The organism is Delftia sp. ASV31, assembly GCF_016428765.1.
Lineage (GTDB): Bacteria > Pseudomonadota > Gammaproteobacteria > Burkholderiales > Burkholderiaceae_C > Comamonas > Comamonas acidovorans.
Map to the genome: position 1 here is coordinate 96,671 of NZ_JAELTK010000004.1, position 24,062 is coordinate 120,732.

The following is a 24,062-nucleotide window of genomic DNA, read 5'->3' on the forward strand; positions in this document are numbered from 1 at the left end:
GCATGCGCTACGCGGGAGCTTTGGCCATCATTGCAATGCTTGCGGGCTGCGGCTCGACCATTCCCCAGCATGTGCCCGTGCAGGAGAGCTTCGGCTCCACCGAGACCTTCTCGCGCATGTTCGATGCCTCGCCGGCCCAGACCTGCGAGGCCGCGCGCCGCGCGCTGCTGAGCCAGGGCTACATCGCCATGGCGCGCACGCCCGAACTCATAGAGGGCAACAAGAGCTTCCAGCCCGATCCCGAACTGAACCTGCAGATGAACATCCGCGTGGTCTGCGTGCCCGAGACGGCCGATGGCCAGGTCAGCATCGGCTTTGTGACTGCGCTGCAGGACCGCTATACCTTGAAGAAGAGCGCCAACTCGGCCAGCCTGGGCGTGGGCGCGCTGGGATCGGTGTCGCTGCCGTTCTCCTCGGGCAGCGACTCCATGGTCAAGGTGGGCAGCGAGACGATTGCCAAGAGCGGTTTCTACGACAGCTTCTTCGAGCTGGTGTCGCGCTACCTGGCGCAGGACCGTGAATCCATCGCCGTGCCCACGCCCGTGGCGCCGCAGAACACCATTCCCTCGGCCAACCACTGACGCCGGCGGGCGCCGGCCCGGTTCACGCCGCCAGGAACAGCGCCGGGTCCACCATGGTGCGGTTGAGCATCACGCCCCAGTGCAGGTGCGGGCCGGTGACACGGCCCGTGGCGCCGACCTTGCAGAAGGCATCTCCCGTGTCCAGCTGATCGCCCAGCTTGCACTGCACGCTGCTCAGATGGCAGTACATGCTCAGCAGGCCGCCGCCGTGGTCCAGCCACACGGTGCCGCCGTTGAAGAAATAGTCGCCCACATCCACCACCTTGCCCGGCAGCGGCGCGACGACGTTGGTGCCCGTGGCCGCCGCGATGTCCATGCCGCTGTGCGGATTGCGCGGCTGGCCGTTGAACACGCGGCGCAGGCCGAAGCTGCTGCTGCGGCGGCCCGGAACGGGCTGGCGCATGCGCAGGTCGCCAGGGCGTGCGGGCGGCTCGGTGAACAGCGCCATGATGGTCTGCTGGTGGGCGCGTTCACGCTGGTATCGGGCATCGTCCTCGGGTGACAGGTCCACGGTCTTGGGCGAGACCTTCAGGCGCTGCTCGGTGTATTTTTTGTCGCGCACTTCGTAGGGCAGGGTGCGCGGTGCGCCTTCGCCCTTCACCGTCACGCCATGCGTGCCGGGCGCCACCGACAGCGCAATGCCGACCACGGCCGTCCATTCGATCATGTCGCCCACCACCAGCACGGGCACGTCGCCGGCCAGCACCTGGGGCCTCTGGGCCGATGGCCCCAGCGACAGGCGGGCCACGCCACCGGGCACGCGGCTGTCATGCGGCCAGGGGGATTCTCCGGAGGCTGCAGCGGCCCAGGGCGTGACCATCAGGCCCGCACCTGAGGCGCACAGGGATTGCACAAACAGTCGGCGGGAGCGGGAATTCGTCGTCGGTATCTGCATGGGGGAAGCGGGGGGGCTGTGGTCGAGCGCCCCATTGTCCGCCATGCCGGCGCGCCAGCTTGCCGTCGCCTCAACGCCATGACACTCCAAAGCGCTTGCGCGCCGCTCAACGGTCCCGGCGCTCGTCGCGCCCGCCGCGCCGCTCCTGTGGGCGGGCCGCGTTGGCCATGCGCTGCTGTTGCTGGCGTTGCTCCTGTTGCGCGCGGGCCTGCTGCTGCTGGGCACGCGCCTGTGCCTGGGCCTGCTGTGCTTGCTGGGCCTGCATGCGTTGCTGCTGGGCAGCCTCGAACTGCTGCTGTCTTTGCTGCTGCGCCTGCCGCTCCTGCATCTGGGCCTGTCTTTGCGCCTGCTGCTGGGCCTGCATCCTGGCCTGCATCTGCTCCTGTGCGCGTGCCTGTTGCTGCTGCTGCTGCTGCTGCTGCATTTGCTGCTGCTGCATTTGCTGCTGGCGCGCCTGGTCCTGGGAGCGCTGCTGCAAGGCCTGGCGATCGCGCTCGGCCTGCTGACGGGCCTGGGCTTGCGCCTGAACCTGGGCCTGGTCACGCGCCTGATCCCGCATCTGGGCCTGGGCCTGCATCTGGGCTTGGCGCTGCTGTTGCTGGCGCGCCTGTTCCTCGCCGCGAAGGCGGGCGGCCTGCGTCTCCATTTGCTGCTGTTGCTGCTGGCGCTGGCGCGCTGCATCGGCCATGGAGCGGTCGCGGTCCTGCCTGTCCTGTGGCCTCATGCCCTGCTGCGTGGCTGCGGAAGACCAGGAAGGCACGCGGGAGTCGCGGCCCCTGTCACCCTGCATGGCTGCCGCAGGCAGTGCTGGCGCGGGTCGCTGCGCGGTGCCCGGTGGGGATGAGGGGGCCGATTGCGCAGACTGAGGGGACTGCGGCCACTTGCCGAACTGGCCCGGCTGCGAGGCCGGCACCGGGTTCATCCGGGGCTGCAGCGAGGCCTGGGGCCGGTCATCGGGCCTGAGGCCCGGGCGTCCGCGATCGGCGCCATCGTGCCGGGCAAAGCCCTGGGCGCCGCCGGGCGGCACCATGCCTTGGGCGGACGGGGGCGGGCCGCCCTGCGGCGGCCTCAGGCCCAGGCGTTGGGGCATGCCGGAGTGCGCTGCTGCGGCGGCGCCGGCCATGCCTGCGGCACCGGCCAGGGCCGCAGCGGCCATGCCGCCTGAACGTGGGTCGCCCGAGCGAGGATCACCGCCCTGCTGCGGGAAGTCAGGGCGGCGCGGCTCGAAGTGCGGGTTGTTCGCGATGTTGGTGACGTTGCCAACGTTGTTGATGCGCGTGTTGTGGATGTTCTGCACCACCGTGGTCGAGCGCGAGACGTAGGTGTTGTTGTTGTAGATCACGGCCGGGCGGCGCGATGGCGGTGGCGGCGGTTCGTTGCGGTGCCAGCGGTAGCCGGGCTCGCCCCAGCGCATGCCCCAGGAGTTCCAGCCCCAGGGGCGGCGGTCCACGGATTCGGCCAGGATCACGCCTGCGCCGAAGCCGATCAGCCCCGCCACCACGGGCGCGGCCGAACTGCCCACGTATACGGGTTGCGGCGCCACGATGGGGCGGTATCCGCCGTACATCGGCACCGGCTCGCCATAGACCACGCCCGGGTCGTACTGCGGCACATAGACGGTGTCAGGCTGGGCCGGTGCGATCTCGATGAACTGCGGCGGCGTGTCGATCACCGGCACGGGCAGCATGGACGACAGCGGCTCGCCCACGGCCTGCGGTGCGGGCTGGGGCACGGGGGGCGGGGCATCGGCCGTGGCCACGGCCACCTTGAGCCGGCTGGAGTCCTTGAGCGTGCCGGCCTTGTAGGCGCGCTGGCGCATCACCTGGATGGCGTTCATCACATCGGCCGGATCGTTGTAGTAGGCCTTGCCCAGGGCCGTGGTCCAGGGAACGTTGGATGACAGCTGTGCCAGCACATTGGGAAACTGCGTCAGCGACTTGACCGAAGGGTCCCAGTCCTGGCTGTTGACGGCGTTTTGCAGTTCCTCGGGCTTGAGGCCGGGGTTCTGTCCCATCCACACCTCGGCGGCGCCGACCTGGTCGGGATAGGTGGAGGCAGCCAGCACCTGGGCCACGAGCTTGTCGGGGTACAGCGCAATGGGCGCCACCATCTGGTAGAGCGTCTCGGCCGAAGGCGGCACATAGGCCACGGGCGTGGCGACGGGCTGGGCGCTTTCGGTGGGCAGCGGCGCGCTGGCGGCCTGCGGGGGCTTGTCCTGGGATTCGTTGCAGGCGCTCAGCGCCAGGGCGGAGGCCAGGCCCAGCACGCTCAGGCGCAGGGCACCGGCGTGGGAAGTTGAGCGGGCCGTGGTGCGTGCTGTGGGCACGGCTGATTGCAGCATTGCGTTCTCCTGGACAGGAAAGCATTGCGCGCCGAAGCGGCAAGGCACATGTCATTTGAACGCCAAAGTGCGCGCTGCGTTGACACCGGCGTGTCAGCCGATGCCCCTAGTCCGCGCAACTTCTGTGACGCGGTGTTTACCCAGGCTGAATCAGGACGCGCTCAAGCCGCGATCAGGCGCGCCTGGTAGCTCTCGGCCCCCTTGGACCAGGCCAGCAGGCGGTCGATGTTGGGGTGCTTGCCGGGGAAGGCGATGGCGTCCTGCGTGTGCTCGGCATACCACTCCAGGCCCAGCTCGGCGGCGGCCGGCGTGATGCTGCCGCCGTACAGCGCGGCCAGCGCGTGGTACACGGCGAGCGAGCCGGTCTGGCCGGGCTTGTTCTCGATGGTGGCCACGACCTGGCCCTGGGCATCGGCCAGCTGCAGCGCGGCGAGGTGGGTGACGGTGGGCAGTTGCTGAAGGCGTGCGGAGAAGTTCATGCTGAAAGGCAAATCAAAGGGAAAAGGGAGAAAGGGACGGGTCAACCGGCGCCGGGCGTTGTGGTGTTTCAGTGGCTGAGTGGTTCAGTGGTCAGGCCTTGAAGGCAATCCAGGCACACCAGAACAGGCTGGAGAAAAAGCGCTTGGGCTGCGCGAAACCGGCCTGGGCCAGCATCTGCTCCACCACCTCCTCCGAGGCCGGTGGAACCGCGCCCTGCCGGATTTTGCCGAGTTTCGCATGGACGGCGGCCTCGTCCACGCCCGCCATGCGCCAGCGCATGGCCCAGGCTTCAAGGAACAGCGGCTCGCTGTCATAGCGGTGGCGGTTGCAGGCCAGGATGAAGGGCGCCCCCGGCGCCAGCCTTGCAGACAGGGCCTGCAGCAGCTGCAGCTTGTCCGCGTCGTCAGGGACGTGGTGCAGCACGCCGATCAGCGTGGCCGCGTCGAACACCATGCCGGCCGGCAGGTCCTGCACGGCGCAGGCAGCGGCCTGCACCTGGGCCGACAGCCCCGCTGCGGCGATGCGGTCCATGGTCTGGTCCAGCATGGGGGCCGAGGGGTCGGCAGCCGTGAATTTCCACTGCGGCCTGAGCCGCGCCGTGGTCAGGATTTCCTGGCCCGTGCCGCCGGCGCCGCCAATCAGCACGGACTTCGGGCCGGCATCCAGGCTGGCGGCCAGCAGGCAGGCGGCCAGCTCGTGGCAGGCGTCGTAGCCGGCCAGTGCGATGCGGCTTTGCGTTTCGTACTCGGCCGCGCGGGAGGTGTCGAACTTGGCGGCGGTAGCCGCCTGTGGCAAGGCTTGGTTCATGGCCTGGCATTGTGCTGAGGCCACGGTCCCCGCAAAAGCGCCGATGTGCGATGGCCCACCCCTGCAAAGCAGGATGGTGGGCCATCTTCGGGGATGAGCGGTGCAGGTGCCCGTCAGCGGGCCATGCGCCTACTTGCCCCAGGAGTCCTTGAGACCCGTTGCGCGGTTGAACACGGGCTTGCCCGGTGCGTGGTCCTTGCGGTCGGCCACGAAGTAGCCGAAGCGCTCGAACTGGAACTTGTCGTCAGGCTGCGCGTTGGCCAGCGAAGGTTCCACATAGGCGGTCACCACCTTGAGGCTGTCCGGGTTGAGCAGCGTCAGGAAGTCCTTGCCGCCCGCATCGGGCTGCGGGTCGGTGAACAGGCGGTCGTACAGGCGCACCTCGGCCTGCACGCCGTCGGCCACGCCCACCCAGGTGATGGCGGCCTTGACCTTGACGCTGTCCGCACCCGGCGTGCCGCTCTTGGTGTCGGGCACCACGGTGGCCAGCACCTTGGTGACGTTGCCCTCGGCATCCTTCTCGCAGCCCGTGCACTCGATCACGTAGCCGCCCTTCAGGCGCACCTTGTTGCCGGGGAACAGGCGCTTGTAGCCCTTGGGCGGCACTTCGGCGAAGTCCTCGCGCTCGATCCACACCTCGCGGCCCAGCGTGAAGCGGCGCACCGGCACCTGCTGGCCTTCGGCGGCGTGGGGCAGGGCGGGCAGCTCGCAGGCTTCCAGGTGCTCGGCGCTTCCGAAGACCTCGGCCCAGTTGGTCAGCTCCAGCTTCAGCGGGTCCAGGGCCACCATGCCGCGATGGGCCTGGTTCTCCAGGTCCTCGCGCAGGCAGCCTTCCAGCGTGGAGTAGTCGATCCAGGCGTAGTCCTTGGTCACGCCGATGCGCTCGCAGAAGGCCTGGATGCTCTGCGGCGTGTAGCCGCGGCGGCGCAGGCCGACGATGGTGGGCATGCGCGGATCGTCCCAGCCGCTGACGATGCCGTTGTCCACCAGGTGCTTGAGCTTGCGCTTGCTGGTGATCACATAGGTCAGGTGCAGGCGCGAGAACTCGTACTGGCGCGGCTGCGGCGCGGCGATCAGGCCGCCTTCGCGCAGATGGTCCAGCAGCCAGTCGTAGAACGGGCGCTGGTCCTCGAACTCCAGCGTGCAGATGCTGTGGGTGATGTGCTCCAGCGCGTCCTCGATGGGATGGGCGAAGGTGTACATCGGGTAGATGCACCACTGGTTGCCGGTGTTGTGGTGCTCGGCATGGCGCACGCGGTAGATGGCGGGATCGCGCAGATTGATGTTGGGCGATGCCATGTCGATCTTTGCGCGCAGCACGGCAGCGCCATCGGGCAGCTTGCCGTCGCGCATTTCGCGAAAGCGCGCCAGGTTCTCGGCCACGGTGCGGCTGCGGAACGGGCTGTCCACGCCGGGGCGCGAGAAATCGCCGCGGTTGGCCTTCATGTCGTCGGCGCTTTGCTCGTCCACATAGGCCAGGCCCTGCTCGATCAGGTACTCGGCTGCGCGGTACATGAAGTCGAAGTAGTTGCTGGCGAAGTACAGGTTCTCGTGACCGTCGGCTTCCTTCCAGCCGAAGCCCAGCCAATGGACGGCATCGATGATGCTGTCCACGTACTCCTGGTCTTCCTTCTCGGGATTGGTGTCGTCGAAACGCAGGTGGCAGGCACCTTCGTAGTCGCGCGCCAGGCCGAAGTTCAGGCAGATGGCCTTGGCGTGGCCCACGTGCAGGTAGCCGTTGGGCTCGGGCGGGAAGCGTGTGCGGATCTTCGCCACGTCCACCTGGCCCTGGTTGTGGTGGTCGCCATCACCGGGGCTTCCACCCCAGCGGCGCTGGGCGTGGGTACCGTTGGCCAGGTCGGCCTCGATGATTTGGCGCAAAAAGTTACTCGGTTTGACCGGATCTTTGGAGATGGGGGAGGCGTCAGCAGAGCTCATCGCAGCATTGTAGGCGCCCGCCTGCGGACCCGCTCCGGACGGCTTTCGGACAGCCGCGCCAGCCAAGGGTTGAGGCATTTGGAAACAAACTTGTAGAAAAGCCTGCCATCCGTTGACCCCTCTCGCGCGTTGAGAATGCAGGGCGTATGCCGTCCCCCTGTGCCAAAGTGCGGGAAGGCGGCACCAGCGGCAATGCCTGCCACGCCTGTCCAACTTCGAGGAGAGACACCATGACAACGACAGCTTCCCCGTGGGTTGCAAAAGCAGCAGCAGCCGGCTTGGCCCTGGCCGCCCTCATGGCTTCGGGCGCCGCCCAGGCCCGTGGCGATGTGCAATGGTCCATCAGTCTGAATTCGCCTGGCATGTATGGCCCGCCCGTCTATGTCGCGCCTGCCCCCGTCTATGTGGCACCGCCCCAGCCCATCTACTACGCTCCCCCGCCGCCGGTCTACTACGCGCCGCGCGCCGTCTACCGTGCTCCGCCCGTCGTGGTCGTTCCCGGCTACGGATACGGCTATGGCGGCGGCTACCGGGGTGGATACCGGGGTGAATACCGCCATGGCCATGGCTACGGGCATGGCCACTGGCGCCGTTGATCTGAGCGGAGCCGCGCTGAACCGACTCTTGCCGCCCCTTGGGGCGGCTTTTTCCGTGGTGCCTGCGCCAGGACCGGGCCGGGGATGGCCCGCATAATCCAGCCCGTTGGAAACCTGGAGTGTCCCCGCCGTGAAAACCGTCTATGTCCTCAATGGCCCGAACCTGAACCTGCTGGGCCTGCGTGAACCCGCCATCTATGGCTCCCAGACCCTGGCCGATGTGCGTGCGCTGTGCGAAGCCGCCTGCGCGCGCTACGGGCTGGGGCTGGAGTTTCGCCAGAGCAACCATGAAGGCGAACTGGTGGACTGGATCCACGAAGCCGGCCGTGTGCACGCCGAAGGCCGCCTGGCCGGCCTGATCTTCAACGCCGCCGCCTACACCCACACCAGCGTGGCCCTGCTGGATGCCGTCAAGGGCACGGGCGTGCCGCTGGTGGAGCTGCACATCAGCAACGTGCATGCGCGCGAGAGCTTCCGCCACCACTCCTACCTGTCGGCCGCCGCGCGCGCCGTGATGTGCGGCTTTGGCGTGGCCGGCTACGGCCTGGCCATTGACGCCGTGGCCCAGTGGTGAATACGCCCGCCGCCATTGAGCGCCTGCGCGCCCAGGCGCGGCGCCTGACCACGCCGCTGTCTGCCGCGCAGCCCGAAGACGGCCACATGGTCTGGCATGTCTGGGGCGAGGCACGCGCGGGCGAGCTGCCCGTCGTCATGCTGCACGGCGGCAGCGGCAGCTGGACGCACTGGCTGCGCTGCATGGACGCGCTGCTGGCCCAGGGGCGCCAGCTGTGGATACCCGACCTGCCGGGCTTCGGCGATTCCAACGGCGTGCCAGGCGGCCAGGATGCCGACACCCTGGTCGAGCCGCTGCGCCAGGGCCTGCGGCAACTGCTGGCCGATGGCGGCGCGCCCGCCGCCCCGCTGTGTGATCTGGTCGGCTTCTCTTTTGGCGGCATGACGGCCGGCATGCTGGCGGCTGCCGACGGCACGCTGGCCCGGCGCCTGGTGCTGGCCGGGGCGCCCGGCATGGGCGTGGGCAAGGGCCTGGCCGTGCGGCTCAAGGGCTGGCGCCACCTGGCCACGCCCGAGGCGCAGGCCGTGGCCCACCGCTACAACCTGCAGGCGCTGATGCTGCATGACGCCAGCCTCATCGACGAGGACACGCTGGCCCTGCATGTGCTCAACGTGGAGCGTGACCGCCTTCCGCGCCGCCGCCTCTCGCACACCGACGTGCTGGCGCGTGCCCTGCAGGCCGTGGACGGCCCCGTATGGGCCATCTATGGCGAGCACGACGCGCTCTACCCGGGCCCGATGATGCAGGAGCTGGCCCAGGCCTTTGCACGCCATGCGCGCGACTTCCGCGGCCTGGCGCTGGTGCCCGGCGCGGGCCACTGGGTCATGCATGAGCGTCCCGATGCCTTTGTGGCGGCATTGACCGCTGCGCTGGATGCCTGAGCGCATGCGGCCCATCGAGCTGCACGAGGTGCAGTGGACCGCCATGCGCGCCCAGGGCGCAGGCGGCCAGAACGTGAACAAGGTCTCCAGCGCCGTGCACCTGCGCTTTGACGTGCGCGCCTCGCGCCTGCCCGAGGCCGTGCAGCAGCGCCTGCTGGCCCTGCGCGACGGCCGCATCACCAACGAGGGCGTGGTCGTCATCAAGGCACAGCAACACCGCACGCAGGAGCAGAACCTGCGCGCCGCGCTGCAGCGGCTCAACGTGCTGGTGGCCGCCGCCTATCCCGAGCCCATCCTGCGCCGCGCCACCCGGCCCACGCTGGGGTCGCAGCGGCGCCGCCTGGAAAGCAAGAGCCGGCACGGCGCCACCAAGGCCCTGCGCGGGCGCCCGCGCGACGATTGATCCGGATTGACCCGGCCAGCGCAACAATGTGTGCTGCCGCTGGCGGCTTGGCGCGGCGCCCGGGCGTCCCTACATTAGGGGAATGCAAGACTCCCACGCTCCCCACTCTCCCCGGGTTTCCTCCGCTGCCGGTGCCCGGCTGCCCGTGCTCTATGTCTCCCACGGCTCGCCCATGTTCGCGCTGGAGCCGGGTGAAACCGGCCCCGTGCTCGCGCAATGGGGCAGGGCGCTGCGCCAGGCCCACGGGCCGCTGCGCGGCGTAGTCGTCATGTCGCCGCACTGGATGTCGCACGGCGTGGAAGTCATGACCGGTGCCTCGCCCACCACCTGGCACGACTTTGGCGGCTTTCCGCCCGCACTCTACGAACTGCAGTACCCGGCCCCCGGCGCGCCCCAGCTGGCGCAGGAAGTCATGGACCGCCTGCAGGCCGCAGGCATTGCCGCCAGCGCCAACGCGCAGCGGCCCTTCGACCACGGCGCCTGGGTGCCGCTGATGCATTTGCTGCCGGATGCCGACCTGCCCGTGGTGCAGCTGTCACTGCCCGCCTCGGCCGGGCCGGCCGAAACCCATGCGCTGGGCGCAGCCCTGGCGGGCTTGCGCGATGAGGGCGTGCTCATCGTCGGCTCCGGCAGCATGACGCACAACCTGGGCGAATTCCGGGGCGGCACGGGCGAGGCCACGGTGCGGGTGGACGACGCCGTGCAGGCCCTGCGCAGCCAGGATGGCCTGCAGGACGACCATGCCGTCGGCGGCTCCAGCGCCTCTTCGCCCTACGTGCAGGATTTCAGCCGCTGGATCGAATCGCGCCTGCAGGCGCAGGACCTGCCCGCGCTGCTGGACTACCGCGCCCGCGCGCCTTCGGCCCGGCGCGCCCATCCCAGCGAGGAGCACTTCATGCCGCTGTACTTCGCGCTGGGCGCGGCTGGCGCCATGGCGCGGCCACGGTATCTGAGCCGCGAAGTCATGTATTCCATCCTGGCCATGGATGCGATGGCCTTCGAGGACGCGCAGGCGGCATAACCTCCTGCTGCCGCGGACTTGGCGAGGCGCCACAATGGCGCGTTGCCCGGGACCACCCCGGTCCTGGAAATCGCTAAAAAACCAAGGAGTCCGTGATGATCGACCTGCCTCTGTTGGCGCTGGAGCGCCCCGCACAACCCGCACCGGGGCAGCAGCCCTGGCTGCTGGTGCTCATGCATGGCGTTGGCAGCAATGAGCAGGATCTGTTCGGCCTCGCATCGTTCGTGCCGCCGCAGTTCCACGTGCTCAGCCTGCGCGCTCCGTTTTCCATGGGTCCCTCAGCCCATGCCTGGTTCCAGTTCACGGTGGACGCCAACGGCACGCGCCACATCCACGCATCGCAGGAAGAGCACAGCCGCGCCCTGGTGGCCCAGACCGTGCAGCAGGCCGGAGCGCGGCTGGACATCCCTGCCCAGCGAACCGTGGCGGGCGGCTTCAGCCAGGGCGGCATCATGGCGCTCAGCCTGCTGCTGACCCAGCCCGCACTGCTGCGCGCCGCCATGTGCTGGCACAGCCGCCTGCTGCCCGAGGCCTTGCCGCACCAGGCCCCTGACGCGGCCTTTGACGGCAAGTCGCTCTGGGTCAGCCACGGCACCTACGACAACGTCATTCCGCTGACCAGCGCCCACGCCATTCGCAGCCACGTGCAGCGCCTGCCGCTGCAACTGAGCTACCACGAGTACCCGAGCATGCACGAAATCCGCCCCGACGAGCTGCAGGCCGCCATGGCCTGGCTCCAGGATCTGGGCACGCAGGGCTGAGACGGTCGGGTAAGCCGGGTAACGCGTTGTTGCCGGGCGCGCACGATGGCCTGCGCAGAGAGCGCGGCGGCTTATAAACACAAGGCAGGGGCCGGTGTCAGCAAAGCCGGGGAACCCTGGTTGTGCTTTGCTGTCGCACGTCCTGCGGCAACTGAGCTGCCAGCCCCCTGCCCAAGCCAAAGGACCCCTCCATGCCAGAACGCGATCCCCAAGACTTCCGCCCCCGCGCCAGATCCTCCGGTCCATCGGCTTTCGGCATCGCCGCAGCGGTGCTGGCAGCTGCCGCCCTGGGGGGCGCGGCCTGGTGGTACTGGTGGCGTCCCGCCGCCGTGCCCGAGGCGCCGCCGGAAGTGGCGCAGGCGCCCGCCCAGTCCACCCAGCCCTCCGAACCTGAACCCGTCCCCGCGCCCGAGCTGACCGAGCCCCAGAACCCTGTCGATGCGCTGGAGCAACCCGCCTCCGGCCTGCCCGCGCTGCAGGACTCCGACGCCCATGTCACCCAGGCCCTCAACGGCCTGCTGGGCCGTGACAAGGCAGGCAGCTTTCTGCAGATGGACGGGTTTGTGCGCCGCGCCGTGGCCACCGTGGACAACCTGACCCGTTCCCAGGCCCCTGCACGGCTTTGGCCCGTGCACCCGGCGCCTCAGCGTTTCACGGTGGAGGGCGCGGCACAGGATGGTGAGGCGCAGGCCATCGCCCCCGCCAACGCCGCACGCTACAAGGCCTTTGTGACCTTTGCCGAGTCCATTCCCATGGACGGGGCCGTCAAACTCTATGCCCGGCTGTATCCCCTGTTCCAGACCGCCTATGAAGACCTGGGCTATCCCAGCCGCTATTTCAACGATCGCCTCATCGCCGTCATAGACCACCTGCGCGCCGCGCCCGAGCCCGCAGGCCCGGTTCAGGTACGGCTGACCAAGGTGGAGGGCGAGGTGCCCTCCATCCAGCCCTGGGTGCGCTACGAGTACGCCGACCCTGAGCTGCAGGCCCTGTCCAGCGGACAGAAGATGCTGGTGCGCGTGGGCCTGGACAATGAGCGCCGCCTCAAGGCCGTGCTGGGCGAGCTGCGCCGCCGCATCGCCACCGGCGAGATGGCCAAGCCTGCGGGCTGAGTCGGGGGTCGGATCAACCCGCCGCAGGCAGGGGCAGGGCGGTCTTGTACCGCACCTGCTTGAGCGTGAAGCTGGAGCGGATTTTCTCTATGCCGGGGATGGGCGTGAGCTGCTCCACGATGAAGCGCTCCAGCGCGCCGATGTCGGCCAGCGCCACGCGGATCAGGTAGTCGGCGTCGCCGCTCATCAGGTAGCACTCCATGACCTCGTCGTGCTCGGCAATGCGGCGCTCGAAGTCGGCCAGCGATTCCTTGGCCTGCGACTTGAGGCTGATGTTGATGAACACATTCAGCCCCAGCCCCAGCGCCGACGCATTGGCCAGCGCCACATAGCGCGCGATCACGCCGGCCTTCTCCAGTGCCTTGACGCGCGCCAGGCATGGCGAGGGCGACAGATGCACGCGCCGCGCCAGCTCCACGTTGGACAGCGAGCCGTCCGTTTGCAACTCGGCCAGAATGCGCAAGTCGATGGTGTCCAGTTTCATGTGCCGGATTTTATGTAGATACCGGCATGAAATGCTGGAATATGGCGTTTTCCTTATCCATGAACGGCTGCTCATGCCGGCCTGCCAGTCCTAAAGTGGCGGGCATGAACGCACCCACGCCACTGGCCGCGCTGGCCGATATCGATACCGATCCCCAGGAAACCGCCGAATGGCGCGAGGCCTTTCTGGCCCTGGTCGCCACAGAAGGTCCGCAGCGAGCGCGCTTCGTGCTGGAAGAGCTGGCGCGCATGGCGCGCGAGCAGCGCCTGGGCTGGCAGCCCGACCTGAACACGCCCTATGTGAACAGCGTGGCGGCGCAGCAGCAGCCGGTGTTTCCGGGCGACCTGGCCATCGAGGAGCGGCTGGCGTCCATCATGCGCTGGAACGCGCTGGCCATGGTGGTGCGCGCCAACCAGGCCTATGGCGAGCTGGGCGGCCATATTGCCAGCTATGCCAGCGCGGCCGACCTGTTCGAGACCGGGTTCAACCATTTCTTCCATGCCCGGGAGGGACTTGCGCCCGGCCAGCACCGGGGCGACCTGGTGTTCTTCCAGCCGCACAGCGCGCCCGGCGTGTATGCGCGGGCCTTCCTGGAAGGGCGGCTGACCGAGCATGATCTGCAGCACTACCGCCAGGAGATCAGCGCGCCGGCTGCAGGCGCGCAGGGCCTGTCCAGCTATCCGCATCCCTGGCTGATGCCCGATTTCTGGCAGTTCCCGACGGGCTCCATGGGCATTGGCCCCATCAGCAGCATCTACCACGCGCGCTTCATGCGCTATCTCACGCACCGCCGCCTGCTGGACTGCCAGGAACGCAAGGTCTGGGGCGTGTTCGGCGACGGCGAGATGGACGAGCCCGAAAGCATGAGCGCCCTCACGCTGGCCGCGCGCGAGGGGCTGGACAACCTGGTCTGGGTGGTCAACTGCAATCTGCAGCGGCTGGACGGCCCGGTGCGCGGCAACGGCCGCATCGTCGATGAGCTGGAGCGGCTGTTTGCCGGCGCGGGCTGGAACGTGGTCAAGCTGCTGTGGGGCAGCGACTGGGACGGGTTGTTTGCGCGCGACCTCACCGGCACCCTGGCACGCACGCTGGGCGGCACGGTGGACGGGCAGATGCAGACCTTCGCCGCCAAGGACGGACGCTACAACCGCGAGCATTTCTTCGGACAGAACCCCGAGCTCGCCGCCCTGGCCCAGGGCCTGACGGACGAGCAGATCGACCGCTTGAAGCGCGGCGGCCATGACCTGGTGAAGATCCATGCCGCCTATGCAGCGGCTGCCGCCCATCGCGGCCAGCCCACGGTGATCCTTGCCCATACCAAGAAGGGCTATGGCATGGGCTCTGCCGGGCAGGGCAAGATGACCACGCACAGCCAGAAGAAGCTGGACGAGACCGACCTGATCGAGTTCCGCAACCGCTTCAACCTGCCGCTCAGTGACGAGCAGGCCAAAGGCCTGGCCTTCCACCGGCCCGCCGATGACAGCCCCGAGATGCACTACCTGCGCGATCGCCGCACGGCCCTGGGCGGCGCACTGCCGCGCCGCGAAACCGTGTGCGACCGCGTGCCCGTGCCCGCCCTGGACCAGTACGCCCAGTTCGCGCTGGCGCCTGCCGGCAAGGAGATGAGCACCACCATGGCCTTCGTGCGCATGCTGGGCGGCCTGCTCAAGGACGCGCAGCTGGGTCCACGCATCGTGCCCATCGTGGCCGACGAGGCGCGCACCTTCGGCATGGCCAATCTGTTCAAGCAGGTGGGCATCTACAGCAGCCTGGGGCAGCGCTACGCGCCCGAAGACATCGGCTCAGTGCTGTCCTACCGCGAGGCGCTGGACGGCCAGATCCTGGAGGAGGGCATCAGCGAGGCCGGCGCCATCGCCAGCTGGACGGCGGCGGCCACCAGCTACAGCGTGCACGGCCTGGCCATGCTGCCGTTCTACATCTACTACTCCATGTTCGGCTTCCAGCGCGTGGGCGACGCCATCTGGGCGGCGGCCGACCAGCGGGCGCGCGGCTTTCTGCTGGGCGCCACCTCGGGCCGCACCACGCTGGGCGGAGAAGGCCTGCAGCACCAGGACGGCTCCAGCCATCTGGTGGCGGCCACCATTCCCAACTGCAAGGCCTGGGACCCCGCGCATGCGGGCGAGCTGGCCGTGATACTGGACGCCGGCATGCGCGAGATGCTGGTCGAGCAGCGCGACGTTTTCTACTACATCACCCTGATGAACGAGAACTACGCCCAGCCCGACCTGCCACCGGGCGCGGCCGAAGGCGTGCTGCGCGGCGGCTATGTGTTCGGCCGCTTTGGCGATGCGGGCCATGCCACGCAGCATGTCACCTTGCTGGGGTCGGGCGCCATCCTCACCGAAGTGCTCAAGGCCGCCGAGCAATTGGCCAGCGAGGGCATGGCCGCCACCGTGGTCAGCGTGACCAGCTGGAGCGAACTGGCGCGCGATGGCGTGGCCTGCGAGCAGCGCATGCTGGCAGGTGAGGCACCTGGCCAGCCCTGGATCGCCCAACTGCTGGACGGCACGCAGGGCCCGGTGATTGCTGCCACCGACTATGTGCGCGCCGTGCCCGAGACCGTGCGCGCCTTCCTGCCCGCAGGCAGGCGATTCCTCACCCTGGGCACGGACGGCTTTGGCCGAAGTGACACGCGTGCCGCGTTGCGCGGCCACTTTGGCGTGGACGCGCACAGCGTGGCGCAGGCGGCGCGCCGCTGCAGCCAGGCGGCCTGAGCCCGGCGGGCGAGCCGCCACCCGAGACACTGACGGACACACCGACGGTGAAATCAGCGGCCCCTTGCGGGCCGCTTTTTCGTGCGCACCCGAGAAGGCTGCGCGCACTTTTTCCCTGCATTGATTAAGCCCGCGTTAAATGTGCTATTGGCTTATCGTTTTCGTCGGCTTGCATGGAAAAAATAGGGAGATACCACTAGAATTAGTATATATAAGAAGATATTGCGCAAAGAGATGATCATTTGCTGCAATGGCTGCAGGCGTTGGGTTGAATATCTCGTCAATATCCGTTTTTGCCTCTTTCAATAATAATTCATTTCAGTGGATCGAAGACGATGAAACTCTCGCTCAAGCAAGGCCTGCTGTGCGTGGCCGCGCTCTCGGCCGCCGCCTGGCAACTGGCCATTTCGGCGCCGGCGCCCGGAGTGGACAATGCGCAAATGCCACAAATCATTGATGACCTGCCTGCCGATTACGCGGCGGACCTGACGGCGGAGCAAAGAACCCTGGTCGATCGTGGTCGATATATCGCACGCCTGGGCGATTGCGTTGCCTGCCACACCGGCAATAAATCCCAGCCCATGGGTGGTGGGCTGGCGCTGGAGACGCCATTCGGCAAGATCTATTCCACCAATATCTCGCCCGACGCCGATACGGGCATGGGCAAATACAGCTTCGAGCAGTTCGACCGCGCCATGCGCAAGGGCGTCGCGGCCGATGGCCGCAACATGTACCCGGCCATGCCCTATCCCTCCTACGCCAAGATGACGGCCGAGGACATGCAGGCCCTGTACGCCTACCTGCTGCAGGGCGTGGCGCCCGTGAAGGCGGCCAACAAGGAGTCCGACCTGGGCTTTCCCTTCAACCAGCGCTGGGGCCTGGCGCTGTGGAACTGGGTGTTTCTGGATGACACGCCCTTCCAGCCCCAACCGCAGCAAACTGCCCAGTGGAACCGGGGTGCCTACCTGGTGCAGGGCCTGGGCCACTGCGGCGCCTGCCATACGCCGCGCGGGGTGGGCTTCCAGGAAAAGACCATGACCGGCGAGGGCAGCAAGGGCGAGTATTTCTTGGCCGGCGAGACCGTGGAGAACTGGCGCGCGCTGAGCCTGCGCAATCTGTGGACACCCGAGGAAACCGCCCAGTTGCTCAAGACCGGGCGCAACAGCCACGGCACGGTCTCCGGCAACATGGTCGACGTGGTGCAGCACAGCACGCAGTACATGAGCGATGCGGACCTGCTGGCCATTGGCACTTATCTGAAGTCGCTGCCCGCAGGCAAGAACGATCTGCCCATGCAGGTGGCCCAGGGGCCGGGGCCGGTCATTGCTCCGCATACGGCGCCGCAGGTCTCCGGGCATGCGCCGTCCGCCACGTCGGCAGTGTCTTCCGACGTGCCTGCCGATCTCTACGCCAGCCGCGGCGGCCTGGGCTATCTGCAGTTCTGCGCCGACTGCCACCGTGCCGATGGCGGTGGCGTGAAGGACGTGTTCCCGCCACTGGCCGGCAATTTCTCGCTGCAGTCGCAGGACCCGTCCACGCTGATCCATCTGATGCTGGTGGGCTGGAAGGCGCCCGTCACGCAAAGCCATGCACGGCCGCTGACCATGCCGGCCTTCGCACAGCTCAAGGATGCGGAGATTGCCGACATCCTCAACTTCGCCCGCAAGAGCTGGGGCCGTGCCGATGCGCGCGAGATCCATGCCAAGGAGGTGCAATCCATGCGCAAGCAGCTCGATGCCAAGGGCGAAAGCGCACGCCCCTTCGAGACGCCGCGCCTGGCCGCCATGCTGGACGAATCCAACGCGAAGCAACTGGTTTACGGCGCCCGCCTGAACATAGAGACGCGTGACCTGCTGCCCAGGAATGTGGGCAATGCGCTGAACTGCGCCAGCTGCCACCTGAACGCGGGCACGGTGGCCGATGGTTCGCCCTATATCGGTGTCTCGGCCTTCTTCCCCGGCTATGCGCCGCGCGCGGGCCGCGTCATCACGCTGGAGGACCGCATCAATGGCTGCTTCCTGCGCTCCATGAACGGCAAGCCGCTGCCGCTGGAGTCCGACGAGATCAAGGCCATGGTCGCCTACTTCGACTGGATGCGCCGCGAAACCAAACCCGAAGACAAGGTCGAAGGCCGGGGCGTGGGCAAGATCAGCCAGTCCATCGTGCCCAACGTGGACAACGGCAAGAAGGTCTATGCGGCCCAGTGCGCGGTCTGCCATGGCGGCGAGGGCGAGGGCGTGAAGAATGCCAAGGGCCAGTGGGTCTATCCGCCGCTGTGGGGTGACGAGTCCTTCAACATCGGCGCGGGCATGGCGCGCACCTACACGGCAGCGGCCTTCGTCAAGCGCAACATGCCCATCGCCTTCCATGGCAACTTCCCGCTGGGCCAGGGCGGCCTCAGCGACCAGGAGGCCGTGGACGTGGCCGAGTACTTCAGCCACCAGCCGCGCCCGGACTTTGCCAACAAGCACAAGGACTGGCCCAAGGACAAGAAGCCGGCCGATGCGCGGTACTGATGCGCCATCGAGGGAGAAGAAGGCGTTCCCGCCACGCGGCGGGAGCCTGAAGGCGGGGCAGGGAGCGATTCCTGCCCCGCCTTTTTTCGAGGGCGGTGCCCAGTCTTGCGCGCGCTGCAGGTCCTTCTTGGCGGCGGCCAGTTCATTGCCCAGCCCCTGCACGTGTTGCTGCCGTTGACTGGCCATCTGCTGCAGCCGGCAGGCTTGGTTCCAGGCCTTCCCGGCAGCGCGTTCGGCGTGCTCAGCCCGCTCGCTGCAGCAGCACCGGCACCGAGGAGGCCAGCAGCGCCACGCCGGACAGGCACAGCAGGCCCAGCACGATCTGCCGGAACCGTGCCTCGCTGATACCGATATAGAGCCTGGAGCCCAGCAGCGATGGAATGAGCATGGCCGGCGCCACGATGGCGAACAGCGGCAGCATGCTGCGCGTGACCATGCCGGTGCCCAGGTAGGTGGCCATGGTCACGGCCAGCATGGACAGGTTGAAGTTCTGGATGACGGAGCGCTGCTCATCCTTGGGGTAGCCGCGCAGCGTGCACCACAGCGTGGGCAGCGTGCCCGTGAAGCCGCCCAGTCCGCCCATCACGCCGCCCGCCAGGCCCACGGCGCCGTCGGCCACCCGGCCGCCGCGCGCCAGCCTGGGCAGCCGGGCCGACAACAGCATCACCGGGCACCACAGCACCAGCATGCCGCCCAGCAGGGCCTTGAACCAGGCCATGTCCAGGTGCGGCAGCAGCAAGACACCCAGCGGAATGCCTGCAAGACCGCCCAGGATGAAGGGCAACAGCTTTGCCAGCGCAAACCCGCGCCGCACGGTGATGGCCGACAGCACCTGGCCCAGCAGCGAGCCGAAGACGGTGAGCACGGCCGCATCGCGCGGCTCCAGCACCCAGGCCCAGAACGACATGGCCACCATGCCGAAGGCAAAGCCCGACAGGCCCTGCACGAATCCGGCCGCCGCCGCGCCCAGCGCGATGATGAAAAACATGCCATCCATGGTCTGCCTGGTCCTTTCGTTTTGGGTGTGCAAGACGCAGGAATTCTGGAACGCATGCATAAGCAGAAATTCGTTTGTTTTTATTGTTCAATATGGTTTTGCTTATGACGCGCCACGCCTGAATCCATGCCGCAAAACCGCACTGCATCGACCGCTGCCCAACTGGCCCACCGCATGGCCACGCGTTTGAAGATGAAGCATTTGCTGCTGCTGCGCTCCATCAGCGAGCTGGGCACGCTGACCCGCGTGGCCGAGCGCATGGCCACCAGCCAGCCCGCCGTGACCCAGGCCCTGGCCGAGCTGGAGTCATTGTTCGGCGCGCCGCTGTTCCTGCGTTCTGCGCGCGGCATGGAGCCTACGGAGCTGGGCGCGCTGGTGCTGGCGCGCGCCCGGGGCATGCTGGCCGATCTGGACCATTGGGCCCACGACATCGAGGCCGTGGGGCAGCAGCGTGCGGCGCACCTGCAGGTGGGTGTCATCCCCTTCCTGCCGGCGCGCATGCTGGCCGATGCCATCGGCAGGACGCGGCCGCAAGGCCGGCGCATCACGGTCACGCTGCATGAGGACACCAGCGACCGCCTGCTGCAAAAGCTGCGCGCACATGAGCTGGACTGCGTGATTGGCCGCGCCTCGGCCGTGCTGGACATGAGCGGCATACGGCACAGCGTGCTTTATGAGCAGGAGCCTCGCCTGATCGCCCACCGCAGCCTGGCCACGCGGCTGGGGCGCCGGCCTCTGCAGTGGGCCGAACTCACGGGGCTTGACTGGGTGCTGGGCCAGCGCCGCACGCCCATGCGCGAGCAGATCACCGACTTTTTTCTGCGCGCGGGCGTGGAGCCGCCGCCGCCGTTTGTGGAAACGCTCTCGGCCAAGGTGATCGGCGAGCTGGTGGCGGCCAATGAGCGTGCCGTGTCCATCGTGCCGGCCGACATTGCCGAGGAACTGGTGCGCATCGCGGGCGTGGGCATCGTGCACCACCGTTTGGGCTGGACCCTGCCACCCATCACCCTGTTCGAGCGCAAGGCCGGCGGGCAGTTCGAGGAGCAGCGCCTGTTCGCCCAGGCCCTGAAGGAGGTTTGCTCCGATCAGGGTTGACTGGTGGCTGGCTTGAAGAGCGCAGCCAGCAGCGGCGCCAGCGTGGGAAATTCCAGGGCAAAGCGGGCGCGGTCCACGAAGAAGGCCTCGCAGGCCACGGCGAAGAATTCGGCGGGCGCCGTGGCGCCATAGCCGTCCAGCCAGGGCCATTCGCCACCAAAGCGCTCGGCGATGGTGATCTGCTCACGGAAGGCGTCGTAGGCCGGCGCCCAGGCGGCCTGCCATATCTCGCGGGCCTGGCGCGCGGAGCTGCTGCCCATGAAGCCCGGCGGCAGGGGCGGGCAGCCGTCGGCACCGCCGTTGCGCATGTCGATCTTGTGGGCAAATTCATGGATCACCACGTTGGCGGGCTGGCCGCCGTGGCCATGGTGGCTGGCATGCGGCCCGCGCCCTGCGCCAATGGCCTGCCAGCTGAGCATGACGGGGCCGCCATGCATGGCCTCGCCCATGATCACTTCGTCGTAGTCGTGGATGACGCCGGCCTCGTCCATGCTCTGGCGCCGCGCCACGGCATCGCCCGGGTGCACCACGATGCCGACAAAGTCGTCATACCAGGACAGCGCGCCCTGCGGCTCGCCCCAGTGCAGCAGGGGCAGGCAGGCCTGGGCGGCAATCTCCAATGCCATGGCATCGCTGACTTCCAGGCCGTGTGCGCCGTGGAAGCGCTTGCGCTGCAGGAAGACGGCAGCCAGGGCGCGCAGCTTGGATTGCTCCTCCAGCGTCAGCGACGCGAGAAAAGGGTATGCGGCCAGCGTGGACAGCCAAAGCGGCGCGGGAATCTCGGGCACCGGCGACACCGTGGAGCGTGCGCGGCGGCCCAGTCTGCGGACCCAGCGGCCCATTTGTTGCCAAAGGCTCATGGCGGGCTGGCCTGTTCAAGAACATCGGACAGCGGCAGGCGCTGCAGGCCCATGCCGCGCTCCCAGCGCAGCACCTCGGCGCGGGGCGCGGGCGCCGCCAGATCCCAGTCGCTGAGCACGATGCGCCGCAGGCCATCGCCCAGGTCATGGTCGGCCGGGCGGTGCGTGTGGCCGTGGATCAGGGTGGCGGCACCTGCGGCATGCAGCCAGCTGCGCGTGGCCTGCGCGTCGAGGTCGGCATAGGTGGGCATGGCGGCGCCATGGCCGTCCGATTCCCGCTTGCGCGATTCGCTCTCCTGCCGAATGCCGCGTGCCTGGTCGCGGCGCACCTGCAGCGGCTGGGCCAGGAAGCCGGCCTGCCAGGCCGCCGAGCGGGCCATGGCGCGAAAGCGCTGGTAGTCCACATCGTCCAGGCACAGGGCATCGCCATGGCTGAGCAGGATGCGCTGGTCGCCGCAGTCAAGCACGGTGGGATCGTTCAGCGTGGTCGTGCCGCACAGCGCATCGAACTGCGCGCCGGTCAGGAAGTCGCGGTTGCCCTGCATGAAGAACAGCGGCGTGCGGGTGGCTGCCGCGCGCATGGCGGTGGCGCATTCGGCCTCGAAGCTGCCCGGCTCCAGCAGGGCGTCGTCACCCACCCAGACCTCGAACAGGTCGCCCAGCAGAAAGACGGCATCGGCCCGCGTGGCGGCCAGGTACTGCCGGAAGGCCTGTACGGTGGCGGGCTCGCTGGCCTGCAGGTGCAGGTCCGAGATGAACTCCAGCGTGCGCCAGCCCACAGGCAGTGTCCACTCGGCCGCAATGGGCGGCTCGGGAAGAGGGCGGGGCGCGGCGGTCTGGGCCATGGGTCGGGGCACCCGGCAAGGGCGCTGCATGAAGGGCTGTAGGAGCCTTGGGACGGCTCTGGAGCGGGTCTGTTGTCCATGCGCACGGCCTGGTGCCATGCGCATGGACAACAGGGCGGCCGGACCCGAAAGGGCACGGCCGCCGAGTGTGCGCAAGCGCCTGATTACAGGGCCACGGCCTTTTCGATGATCACGTCATCCTTGGGCACGTCCTGGTGGCCGCCGTTGCGGCCGGTCTTCACGCCACGCAGCTTGTCCACGATCTCGGTGCCCTTGATCACCTTGCCGAACACGGCATAGCCCCAGCCCTGTGCGCTGGGCGAGGTGTGGTTCAGGAAGCCGTTGTCGGCCACGTTGATGAAGAACTGGGCGGTGGCCGAGTGCGGGTCGCCGGTACGGGCCATGGCCAGGGTGTACTTGTCGTTCTTCAGGCCGTTCTTGGCCTCGTTCTCGATGGGAGCGTCCGTCTCCTTTTGCTTCATGCCGGGCTCGAAGCCGCCGCCCTGGATCATGAAGCCATCGATGATGCGATGGAAGATGGTGTTGTTGTAGTGGCCCTTGTTCACATAGGCCAGGAAGTTCTCTGCGCTCTTCGGGGCCTTGGCGGCGTCGAGTTCGATGGTGATCACGCCGTGGCCGGCGATGTGGAGTTCGACTTGGGGATTGCTCATGGCGATTCCTTGTTGGATGGAGGGGAAGGGCGTGCCACGCAAGGCGCGGCGCGCGGTTTACTTGACTTCGGTGGCCGAGAGGATGGTCACCGGCTTGGTGGGTACATTCTGGTGCATGCCCTGGTTGCCCGTGGCCACCGTGCGGATTTTGTCCACCACATCCATGCCCTGGACCACGCGGCCGAAGACGGCGTAGCCGTGTCCGTCAGGCTTGGGCGCGTTGAGCATGTCGTTGTTCACCACGTTGATGAAGAACTGCGAGGTGGCCGAGTTGGGGTTGCCCGTGCGCGCCATGGCGATGGTGCCCCGGTCATTCTTGAGGCCGTTGTCCGCCTCCAGCGGAATCGGCGCGCGCGTGGGCTTTTCCTTGAGGCTGGCATCCATGCCGCCGCCCTGGATCATGAAGCCGTCCATCACGCGGTGGAACACCGTGCCGTCATAGTGCTTGTCTCGCACGTACTGCATGAAGTTGGCCACGGTCTTGGGAGCCTTGGCTTCGTTCAGCTCCAGCACGATGTCGCCCATGCTGGTCTTGATCTGCACCTTGGGCGTGGCGTTCTGCGCCATGGCGGGCAGGGCGGTGAAAAGGGAAGCGGCCAGGGCCATGCCGGCCAGGGAAAGCGACGCAATGCGGCGTGTGGTCATGCGAATCTCCTGTGAAAGCCAAAGGGCTGGGGGATGGAGTGGGGAAAACCGGGCAGGTTCCTGCGGGTGCGCGCCAGGCATGGCAAGACCCGATCGACCGCCGCACGCGCGCTGACGCAAGGGCTGCGCGCGTGGGCCGGGGCCTACTTGGCGGCGGTGACGGGCGCCAGCAGGTCGCGCAGCAGCTTGAGTTTGGGGCGCACGCTGGCCGCGCGGCCATCCAGGCCTTGCGCCTTGGAGTAGGCCTCGTAGGCCAGGCGGGCATGGATGTCGCCCAGGTTCTCGTAGGCGACGCCGTAGTTGGGGTTGTTGCGCACGGCGGATTCGAGCGCGGAGCGCGCCTTGTCGAGCTGGTTCTGGCCGGCATAGATGACCGCCAGATTGTTGTAGGGCTCGGGCAGCTCGGGGTAGTCCTCGATGAGCTGATTCAGCGCGGCGATGGCCTCGTCTGTCTTGCCGCTGTCGGTCAGTGCAACCGCCTTGAGAAAGCGCATCTGCGGGTCGCGTGCGTTCTTGGCCAGATAGGCATCGGCGCGTGCCAGCGCCTGGGTGCTCTTGCCGTTGCGCAGCAACTGATTCACTTCCGTATAGTCGTCGGCGTGGGCGTGGCCTGTTGCGAGCAGGGCCGCCAGTGCCGCGAGGCGCAGGGCGGAGCGAAACGAGTTGCGTAGAGGCATGTAGGTGCTTTCGGGGCCTCGGGGGAATGCCCCGCGGCGCGGGCTTATACTGCGGTCAATTGTAGCTGAGGGGTGTGCTGGGTCACACGGGCTCTGCGCCTGCCGCTCCTGCTCCCTGCTGAGCATGCCTGCATCGGCGCCAAGGGT

23 protein-coding genes are annotated in these 24,062 nt (G+C 67.9%); 11 read left to right on the forward strand and 12 right to left on the reverse strand.

Features of this window, described 5'->3' with window-relative positions; genetic code table 11:
• The first annotated feature begins 2 nt into the window (after positions 1-2).
• The gene (locus JHD82_RS02730; RefSeq protein ID WP_012204403.1) at positions 3-581 is read left to right on the forward strand and encodes a DUF2242 domain-containing protein; all 579 of its coding nucleotides are present in this window, start codon (positions 3-5) and stop codon (positions 579-581) included.
• Between the two features lie 22 nt (positions 582-603).
• On the opposite strand, the gene JHD82_RS02735 is transcribed toward JHD82_RS02730, so the two are convergent.
• The 5 genes from JHD82_RS02735 to JHD82_RS02755 form a co-directional block, all read right to left on the reverse strand.
• Positions 604-1,476 (reverse strand): peptidoglycan DD-metalloendopeptidase family protein, encoded by an 873-nt coding sequence (locus JHD82_RS02735; RefSeq protein WP_199135339.1) that lies wholly within the window; start codon positions 1,474-1,476, stop codon positions 604-606.
• A 106-nt stretch (positions 1,477-1,582) separates the two neighbouring features.
• Positions 1,583-3,817 (reverse strand): DUF3300 domain-containing protein, encoded by a 2,235-nt coding sequence (locus JHD82_RS02740; RefSeq protein ID WP_199135340.1) that lies wholly within the window; start codon positions 3,815-3,817, stop codon positions 1,583-1,585.
• Between the two features lie 161 nt (positions 3,818-3,978).
• Positions 3,979-4,296, reverse strand: a complete 318-nt coding sequence (locus JHD82_RS02745) for a DUF2322 family protein (RefSeq protein ID WP_013803391.1) — start codon at positions 4,294-4,296, stop codon at positions 3,979-3,981.
• Between the two features lie 91 nt (positions 4,297-4,387).
• Entirely contained in the window at positions 4,388-5,104 is a 717-nt protein-coding gene (locus JHD82_RS02750) for a class I SAM-dependent methyltransferase (protein WP_199135341.1), read from the reverse strand.
• Between the two features lie 129 nt (positions 5,105-5,233).
• Positions 5,234-7,042, reverse strand: a complete 1,809-nt coding sequence (locus JHD82_RS02755) for a glutamine--tRNA ligase/YqeY domain fusion protein (RefSeq protein WP_034391560.1) — start codon at positions 7,040-7,042, stop codon at positions 5,234-5,236.
• Positions 7,043-7,272: 230 nt separating this feature from the next.
• Here JHD82_RS02755 and JHD82_RS02760 point away from each other — a divergent pair, with 230 nt between their 5' ends.
• From JHD82_RS02760 to JHD82_RS02790, 7 genes are all read left to right on the forward strand, one after another.
• Complete coding sequence (locus tag JHD82_RS02760; RefSeq protein ID WP_012204409.1) at positions 7,273-7,638, forward strand: hypothetical protein; 366 nt, start codon at positions 7,273-7,275, stop codon at positions 7,636-7,638.
• Positions 7,639-7,768: 130 nt separating this feature from the next.
• Positions 7,769-8,212: a type II 3-dehydroquinate dehydratase gene (gene aroQ, locus JHD82_RS02765; RefSeq protein ID WP_034391566.1), complete on the forward strand. Its 444-nt coding sequence runs from the start codon at positions 7,769-7,771 to the stop codon at positions 8,210-8,212.
• Positions 8,209-9,093 carry an alpha/beta fold hydrolase gene (locus tag JHD82_RS02770; protein ID WP_199135342.1) on the forward strand — a complete coding sequence of 295 codons (885 nt, stop codon included), beginning with the start codon at positions 8,209-8,211 and terminating at the stop codon, positions 9,091-9,093. Before aroQ ends, JHD82_RS02770 begins: the two co-directional genes overlap by 4 nt.
• Positions 9,086-9,496 carry an alternative ribosome rescue aminoacyl-tRNA hydrolase ArfB gene (arfB, locus tag JHD82_RS02775; RefSeq protein ID WP_017405644.1) on the forward strand — a complete coding sequence of 137 codons (411 nt, stop codon included), beginning with the start codon at positions 9,086-9,088 and terminating at the stop codon, positions 9,494-9,496. The genes JHD82_RS02770 and arfB overlap by 8 nt, the downstream gene beginning before the upstream one ends.
• An 82-nt stretch (positions 9,497-9,578) precedes the next feature.
• Positions 9,579-10,517, forward strand: coding sequence for a dioxygenase (locus tag JHD82_RS02780; RefSeq protein ID WP_199135343.1), 939 nt, complete (start codon positions 9,579-9,581; stop codon positions 10,515-10,517).
• Between the two features lie 95 nt (positions 10,518-10,612).
• Positions 10,613-11,278 (forward strand): alpha/beta hydrolase, encoded by a 666-nt coding sequence (locus JHD82_RS02785; RefSeq protein WP_199135344.1) that lies wholly within the window; start codon positions 10,613-10,615, stop codon positions 11,276-11,278.
• A 191-nt stretch (positions 11,279-11,469) separates the two neighbouring features.
• On the forward strand, positions 11,470-12,390 hold the full coding sequence (locus JHD82_RS02790) for a DUF3014 domain-containing protein (protein WP_199135345.1): 921 nt from the start codon (positions 11,470-11,472) through the stop codon (positions 12,388-12,390).
• Positions 12,391-12,403: 13 nt separating this feature from the next.
• Here the strand turns inward: JHD82_RS02790 and JHD82_RS02795 are convergent, their stop codons facing one another.
• The gene (locus JHD82_RS02795; protein WP_012204416.1) at positions 12,404-12,874 is read right to left on the reverse strand and encodes an Lrp/AsnC family transcriptional regulator; all 471 of its coding nucleotides are present in this window, start codon (positions 12,872-12,874) and stop codon (positions 12,404-12,406) included.
• Between the two features lie 104 nt (positions 12,875-12,978).
• Here JHD82_RS02795 and mdeB point away from each other — a divergent pair, with 104 nt between their 5' ends.
• Together mdeB and JHD82_RS02805 are read left to right on the forward strand one after the other, a co-directional pair.
• The gene (mdeB, locus tag JHD82_RS02800; protein WP_199135346.1) at positions 12,979-15,609 is read left to right on the forward strand and encodes an alpha-ketoglutarate dehydrogenase; all 2,631 of its coding nucleotides are present in this window, start codon (positions 12,979-12,981) and stop codon (positions 15,607-15,609) included.
• Between the two features lie 335 nt (positions 15,610-15,944).
• Complete coding sequence (locus tag JHD82_RS02805) at positions 15,945-18,125, forward strand: c-type cytochrome (RefSeq protein ID WP_199135347.1); 2,181 nt, start codon at positions 15,945-15,947, stop codon at positions 18,123-18,125.
• Positions 18,126-18,366: 241 nt separating this feature from the next.
• Here the strand turns inward: JHD82_RS02805 and JHD82_RS02810 are convergent, their stop codons facing one another.
• Positions 18,367-19,122 carry a sulfite exporter TauE/SafE family protein gene (locus JHD82_RS02810; protein ID WP_227472520.1) on the reverse strand — a complete coding sequence of 252 codons (756 nt, stop codon included), beginning with the start codon at positions 19,120-19,122 and terminating at the stop codon, positions 18,367-18,369.
• Positions 19,123-19,248: 126 nt separating this feature from the next.
• Between JHD82_RS02810 and JHD82_RS02815 the strand changes: the two genes are divergently transcribed.
• Positions 19,249-20,217 carry a LysR substrate-binding domain-containing protein gene (locus JHD82_RS02815; RefSeq protein ID WP_199135348.1) on the forward strand — a complete coding sequence of 323 codons (969 nt, stop codon included), beginning with the start codon at positions 19,249-19,251 and terminating at the stop codon, positions 20,215-20,217.
• Here JHD82_RS02815 and JHD82_RS02820 read toward each other — a convergent pair.
• The 5 genes from JHD82_RS02820 to JHD82_RS02840 form a co-directional block, all read right to left on the reverse strand.
• Positions 20,208-21,077, reverse strand: coding sequence for a zinc-dependent peptidase (locus tag JHD82_RS02820; RefSeq protein WP_063326724.1), 870 nt, complete (start codon positions 21,075-21,077; stop codon positions 20,208-20,210). The genes JHD82_RS02815 and JHD82_RS02820 overlap by 10 nt on opposite strands.
• Entirely contained in the window at positions 21,074-21,922 is an 849-nt protein-coding gene (locus JHD82_RS02825; RefSeq protein WP_199135349.1) for a UDP-2,3-diacylglucosamine diphosphatase, read from the reverse strand. The genes JHD82_RS02820 and JHD82_RS02825 overlap by 4 nt, the downstream gene beginning before the upstream one ends.
• Positions 21,923-22,086: 164 nt before the next feature.
• Positions 22,087-22,593 carry a peptidylprolyl isomerase gene (locus JHD82_RS02830; RefSeq protein ID WP_063326722.1) on the reverse strand — a complete coding sequence of 169 codons (507 nt, stop codon included), beginning with the start codon at positions 22,591-22,593 and terminating at the stop codon, positions 22,087-22,089.
• Positions 22,594-22,650: 57 nt separating this feature from the next.
• Positions 22,651-23,238 carry a peptidylprolyl isomerase gene (locus tag JHD82_RS02835; RefSeq protein WP_013803375.1) on the reverse strand — a complete coding sequence of 196 codons (588 nt, stop codon included), beginning with the start codon at positions 23,236-23,238 and terminating at the stop codon, positions 22,651-22,653.
• 143 nt (positions 23,239-23,381) lie between these two features.
• Complete coding sequence (locus JHD82_RS02840; RefSeq protein ID WP_013803374.1) at positions 23,382-23,915, reverse strand: tetratricopeptide repeat protein; 534 nt, start codon at positions 23,913-23,915, stop codon at positions 23,382-23,384.
• Between the last annotated feature and the right edge of the window lie 147 nt (positions 23,916-24,062).

What these genes read in the sequence shown, in the direction of transcription:
- mdeB (WP_199135346.1), top strand. Translation starts at nt 12,979, where the DNA reads ATGAACGCACCCACGCCACTGGCCGCGCTGGCCGATATCGATACCGAT.
- JHD82_RS02810 (WP_227472520.1), bottom strand. Translation starts at nt 19,122, where the DNA reads ATGGATGGCATGTTTTTCATCATCGCGCTGGGCGCGGCGGCGGCCGGA.
- JHD82_RS02740 (WP_199135340.1), bottom strand. Translation starts at nt 3,817, where the DNA reads ATGCTGCAATCAGCCGTGCCCACAGCACGCACCACGGCCCGCTCAACT.
- JHD82_RS02730 (WP_012204403.1), top strand. Translation starts at nt 3, where the DNA reads ATGCGCTACGCGGGAGCTTTGGCCATCATTGCAATGCTTGCGGGCTGC.
- JHD82_RS02760 (WP_012204409.1), top strand. Translation starts at nt 7,273, where the DNA reads ATGACAACGACAGCTTCCCCGTGGGTTGCAAAAGCAGCAGCAGCCGGC.
- JHD82_RS02825 (WP_199135349.1), bottom strand. Translation starts at nt 21,922, where the DNA reads ATGGCCCAGACCGCCGCGCCCCGCCCTCTTCCCGAGCCGCCCATTGCG.
- JHD82_RS02815 (WP_199135348.1), top strand. Translation starts at nt 19,249, where the DNA reads ATGCCGCAAAACCGCACTGCATCGACCGCTGCCCAACTGGCCCACCGC.
- JHD82_RS02790 (WP_199135345.1), top strand. Translation starts at nt 11,470, where the DNA reads ATGCCAGAACGCGATCCCCAAGACTTCCGCCCCCGCGCCAGATCCTCC.
- JHD82_RS02735 (WP_199135339.1), bottom strand. Translation starts at nt 1,476, where the DNA reads ATGCAGATACCGACGACGAATTCCCGCTCCCGCCGACTGTTTGTGCAA.
- JHD82_RS02840 (WP_013803374.1), bottom strand. Translation starts at nt 23,915, where the DNA reads ATGCCTCTACGCAACTCGTTTCGCTCCGCCCTGCGCCTCGCGGCACTG.
- JHD82_RS02745 (WP_013803391.1), bottom strand. Translation starts at nt 4,296, where the DNA reads ATGAACTTCTCCGCACGCCTTCAGCAACTGCCCACCGTCACCCACCTC.
- arfB (WP_017405644.1), top strand. Translation starts at nt 9,086, where the DNA reads ATGCCTGAGCGCATGCGGCCCATCGAGCTGCACGAGGTGCAGTGGACC.
- JHD82_RS02795 (WP_012204416.1), bottom strand. Translation starts at nt 12,874, where the DNA reads ATGAAACTGGACACCATCGACTTGCGCATTCTGGCCGAGTTGCAAACG.
- JHD82_RS02820 (WP_063326724.1), bottom strand. Translation starts at nt 21,077, where the DNA reads ATGAGCCTTTGGCAACAAATGGGCCGCTGGGTCCGCAGACTGGGCCGC.
- JHD82_RS02755 (WP_034391560.1), bottom strand. Translation starts at nt 7,042, where the DNA reads ATGAGCTCTGCTGACGCCTCCCCCATCTCCAAAGATCCGGTCAAACCG.
- JHD82_RS02835 (WP_013803375.1), bottom strand. Translation starts at nt 23,238, where the DNA reads ATGACCACACGCCGCATTGCGTCGCTTTCCCTGGCCGGCATGGCCCTG.
- JHD82_RS02750 (WP_199135341.1), bottom strand. Translation starts at nt 5,104, where the DNA reads ATGAACCAAGCCTTGCCACAGGCGGCTACCGCCGCCAAGTTCGACACC.
- JHD82_RS02780 (WP_199135343.1), top strand. Translation starts at nt 9,579, where the DNA reads ATGCAAGACTCCCACGCTCCCCACTCTCCCCGGGTTTCCTCCGCTGCC.
- JHD82_RS02830 (WP_063326722.1), bottom strand. Translation starts at nt 22,593, where the DNA reads ATGAGCAATCCCCAAGTCGAACTCCACATCGCCGGCCACGGCGTGATC.
- JHD82_RS02785 (WP_199135344.1), top strand. Translation starts at nt 10,613, where the DNA reads ATGATCGACCTGCCTCTGTTGGCGCTGGAGCGCCCCGCACAACCCGCA.
- JHD82_RS02805 (WP_199135347.1), top strand. Translation starts at nt 15,945, where the DNA reads ATGAAACTCTCGCTCAAGCAAGGCCTGCTGTGCGTGGCCGCGCTCTCG.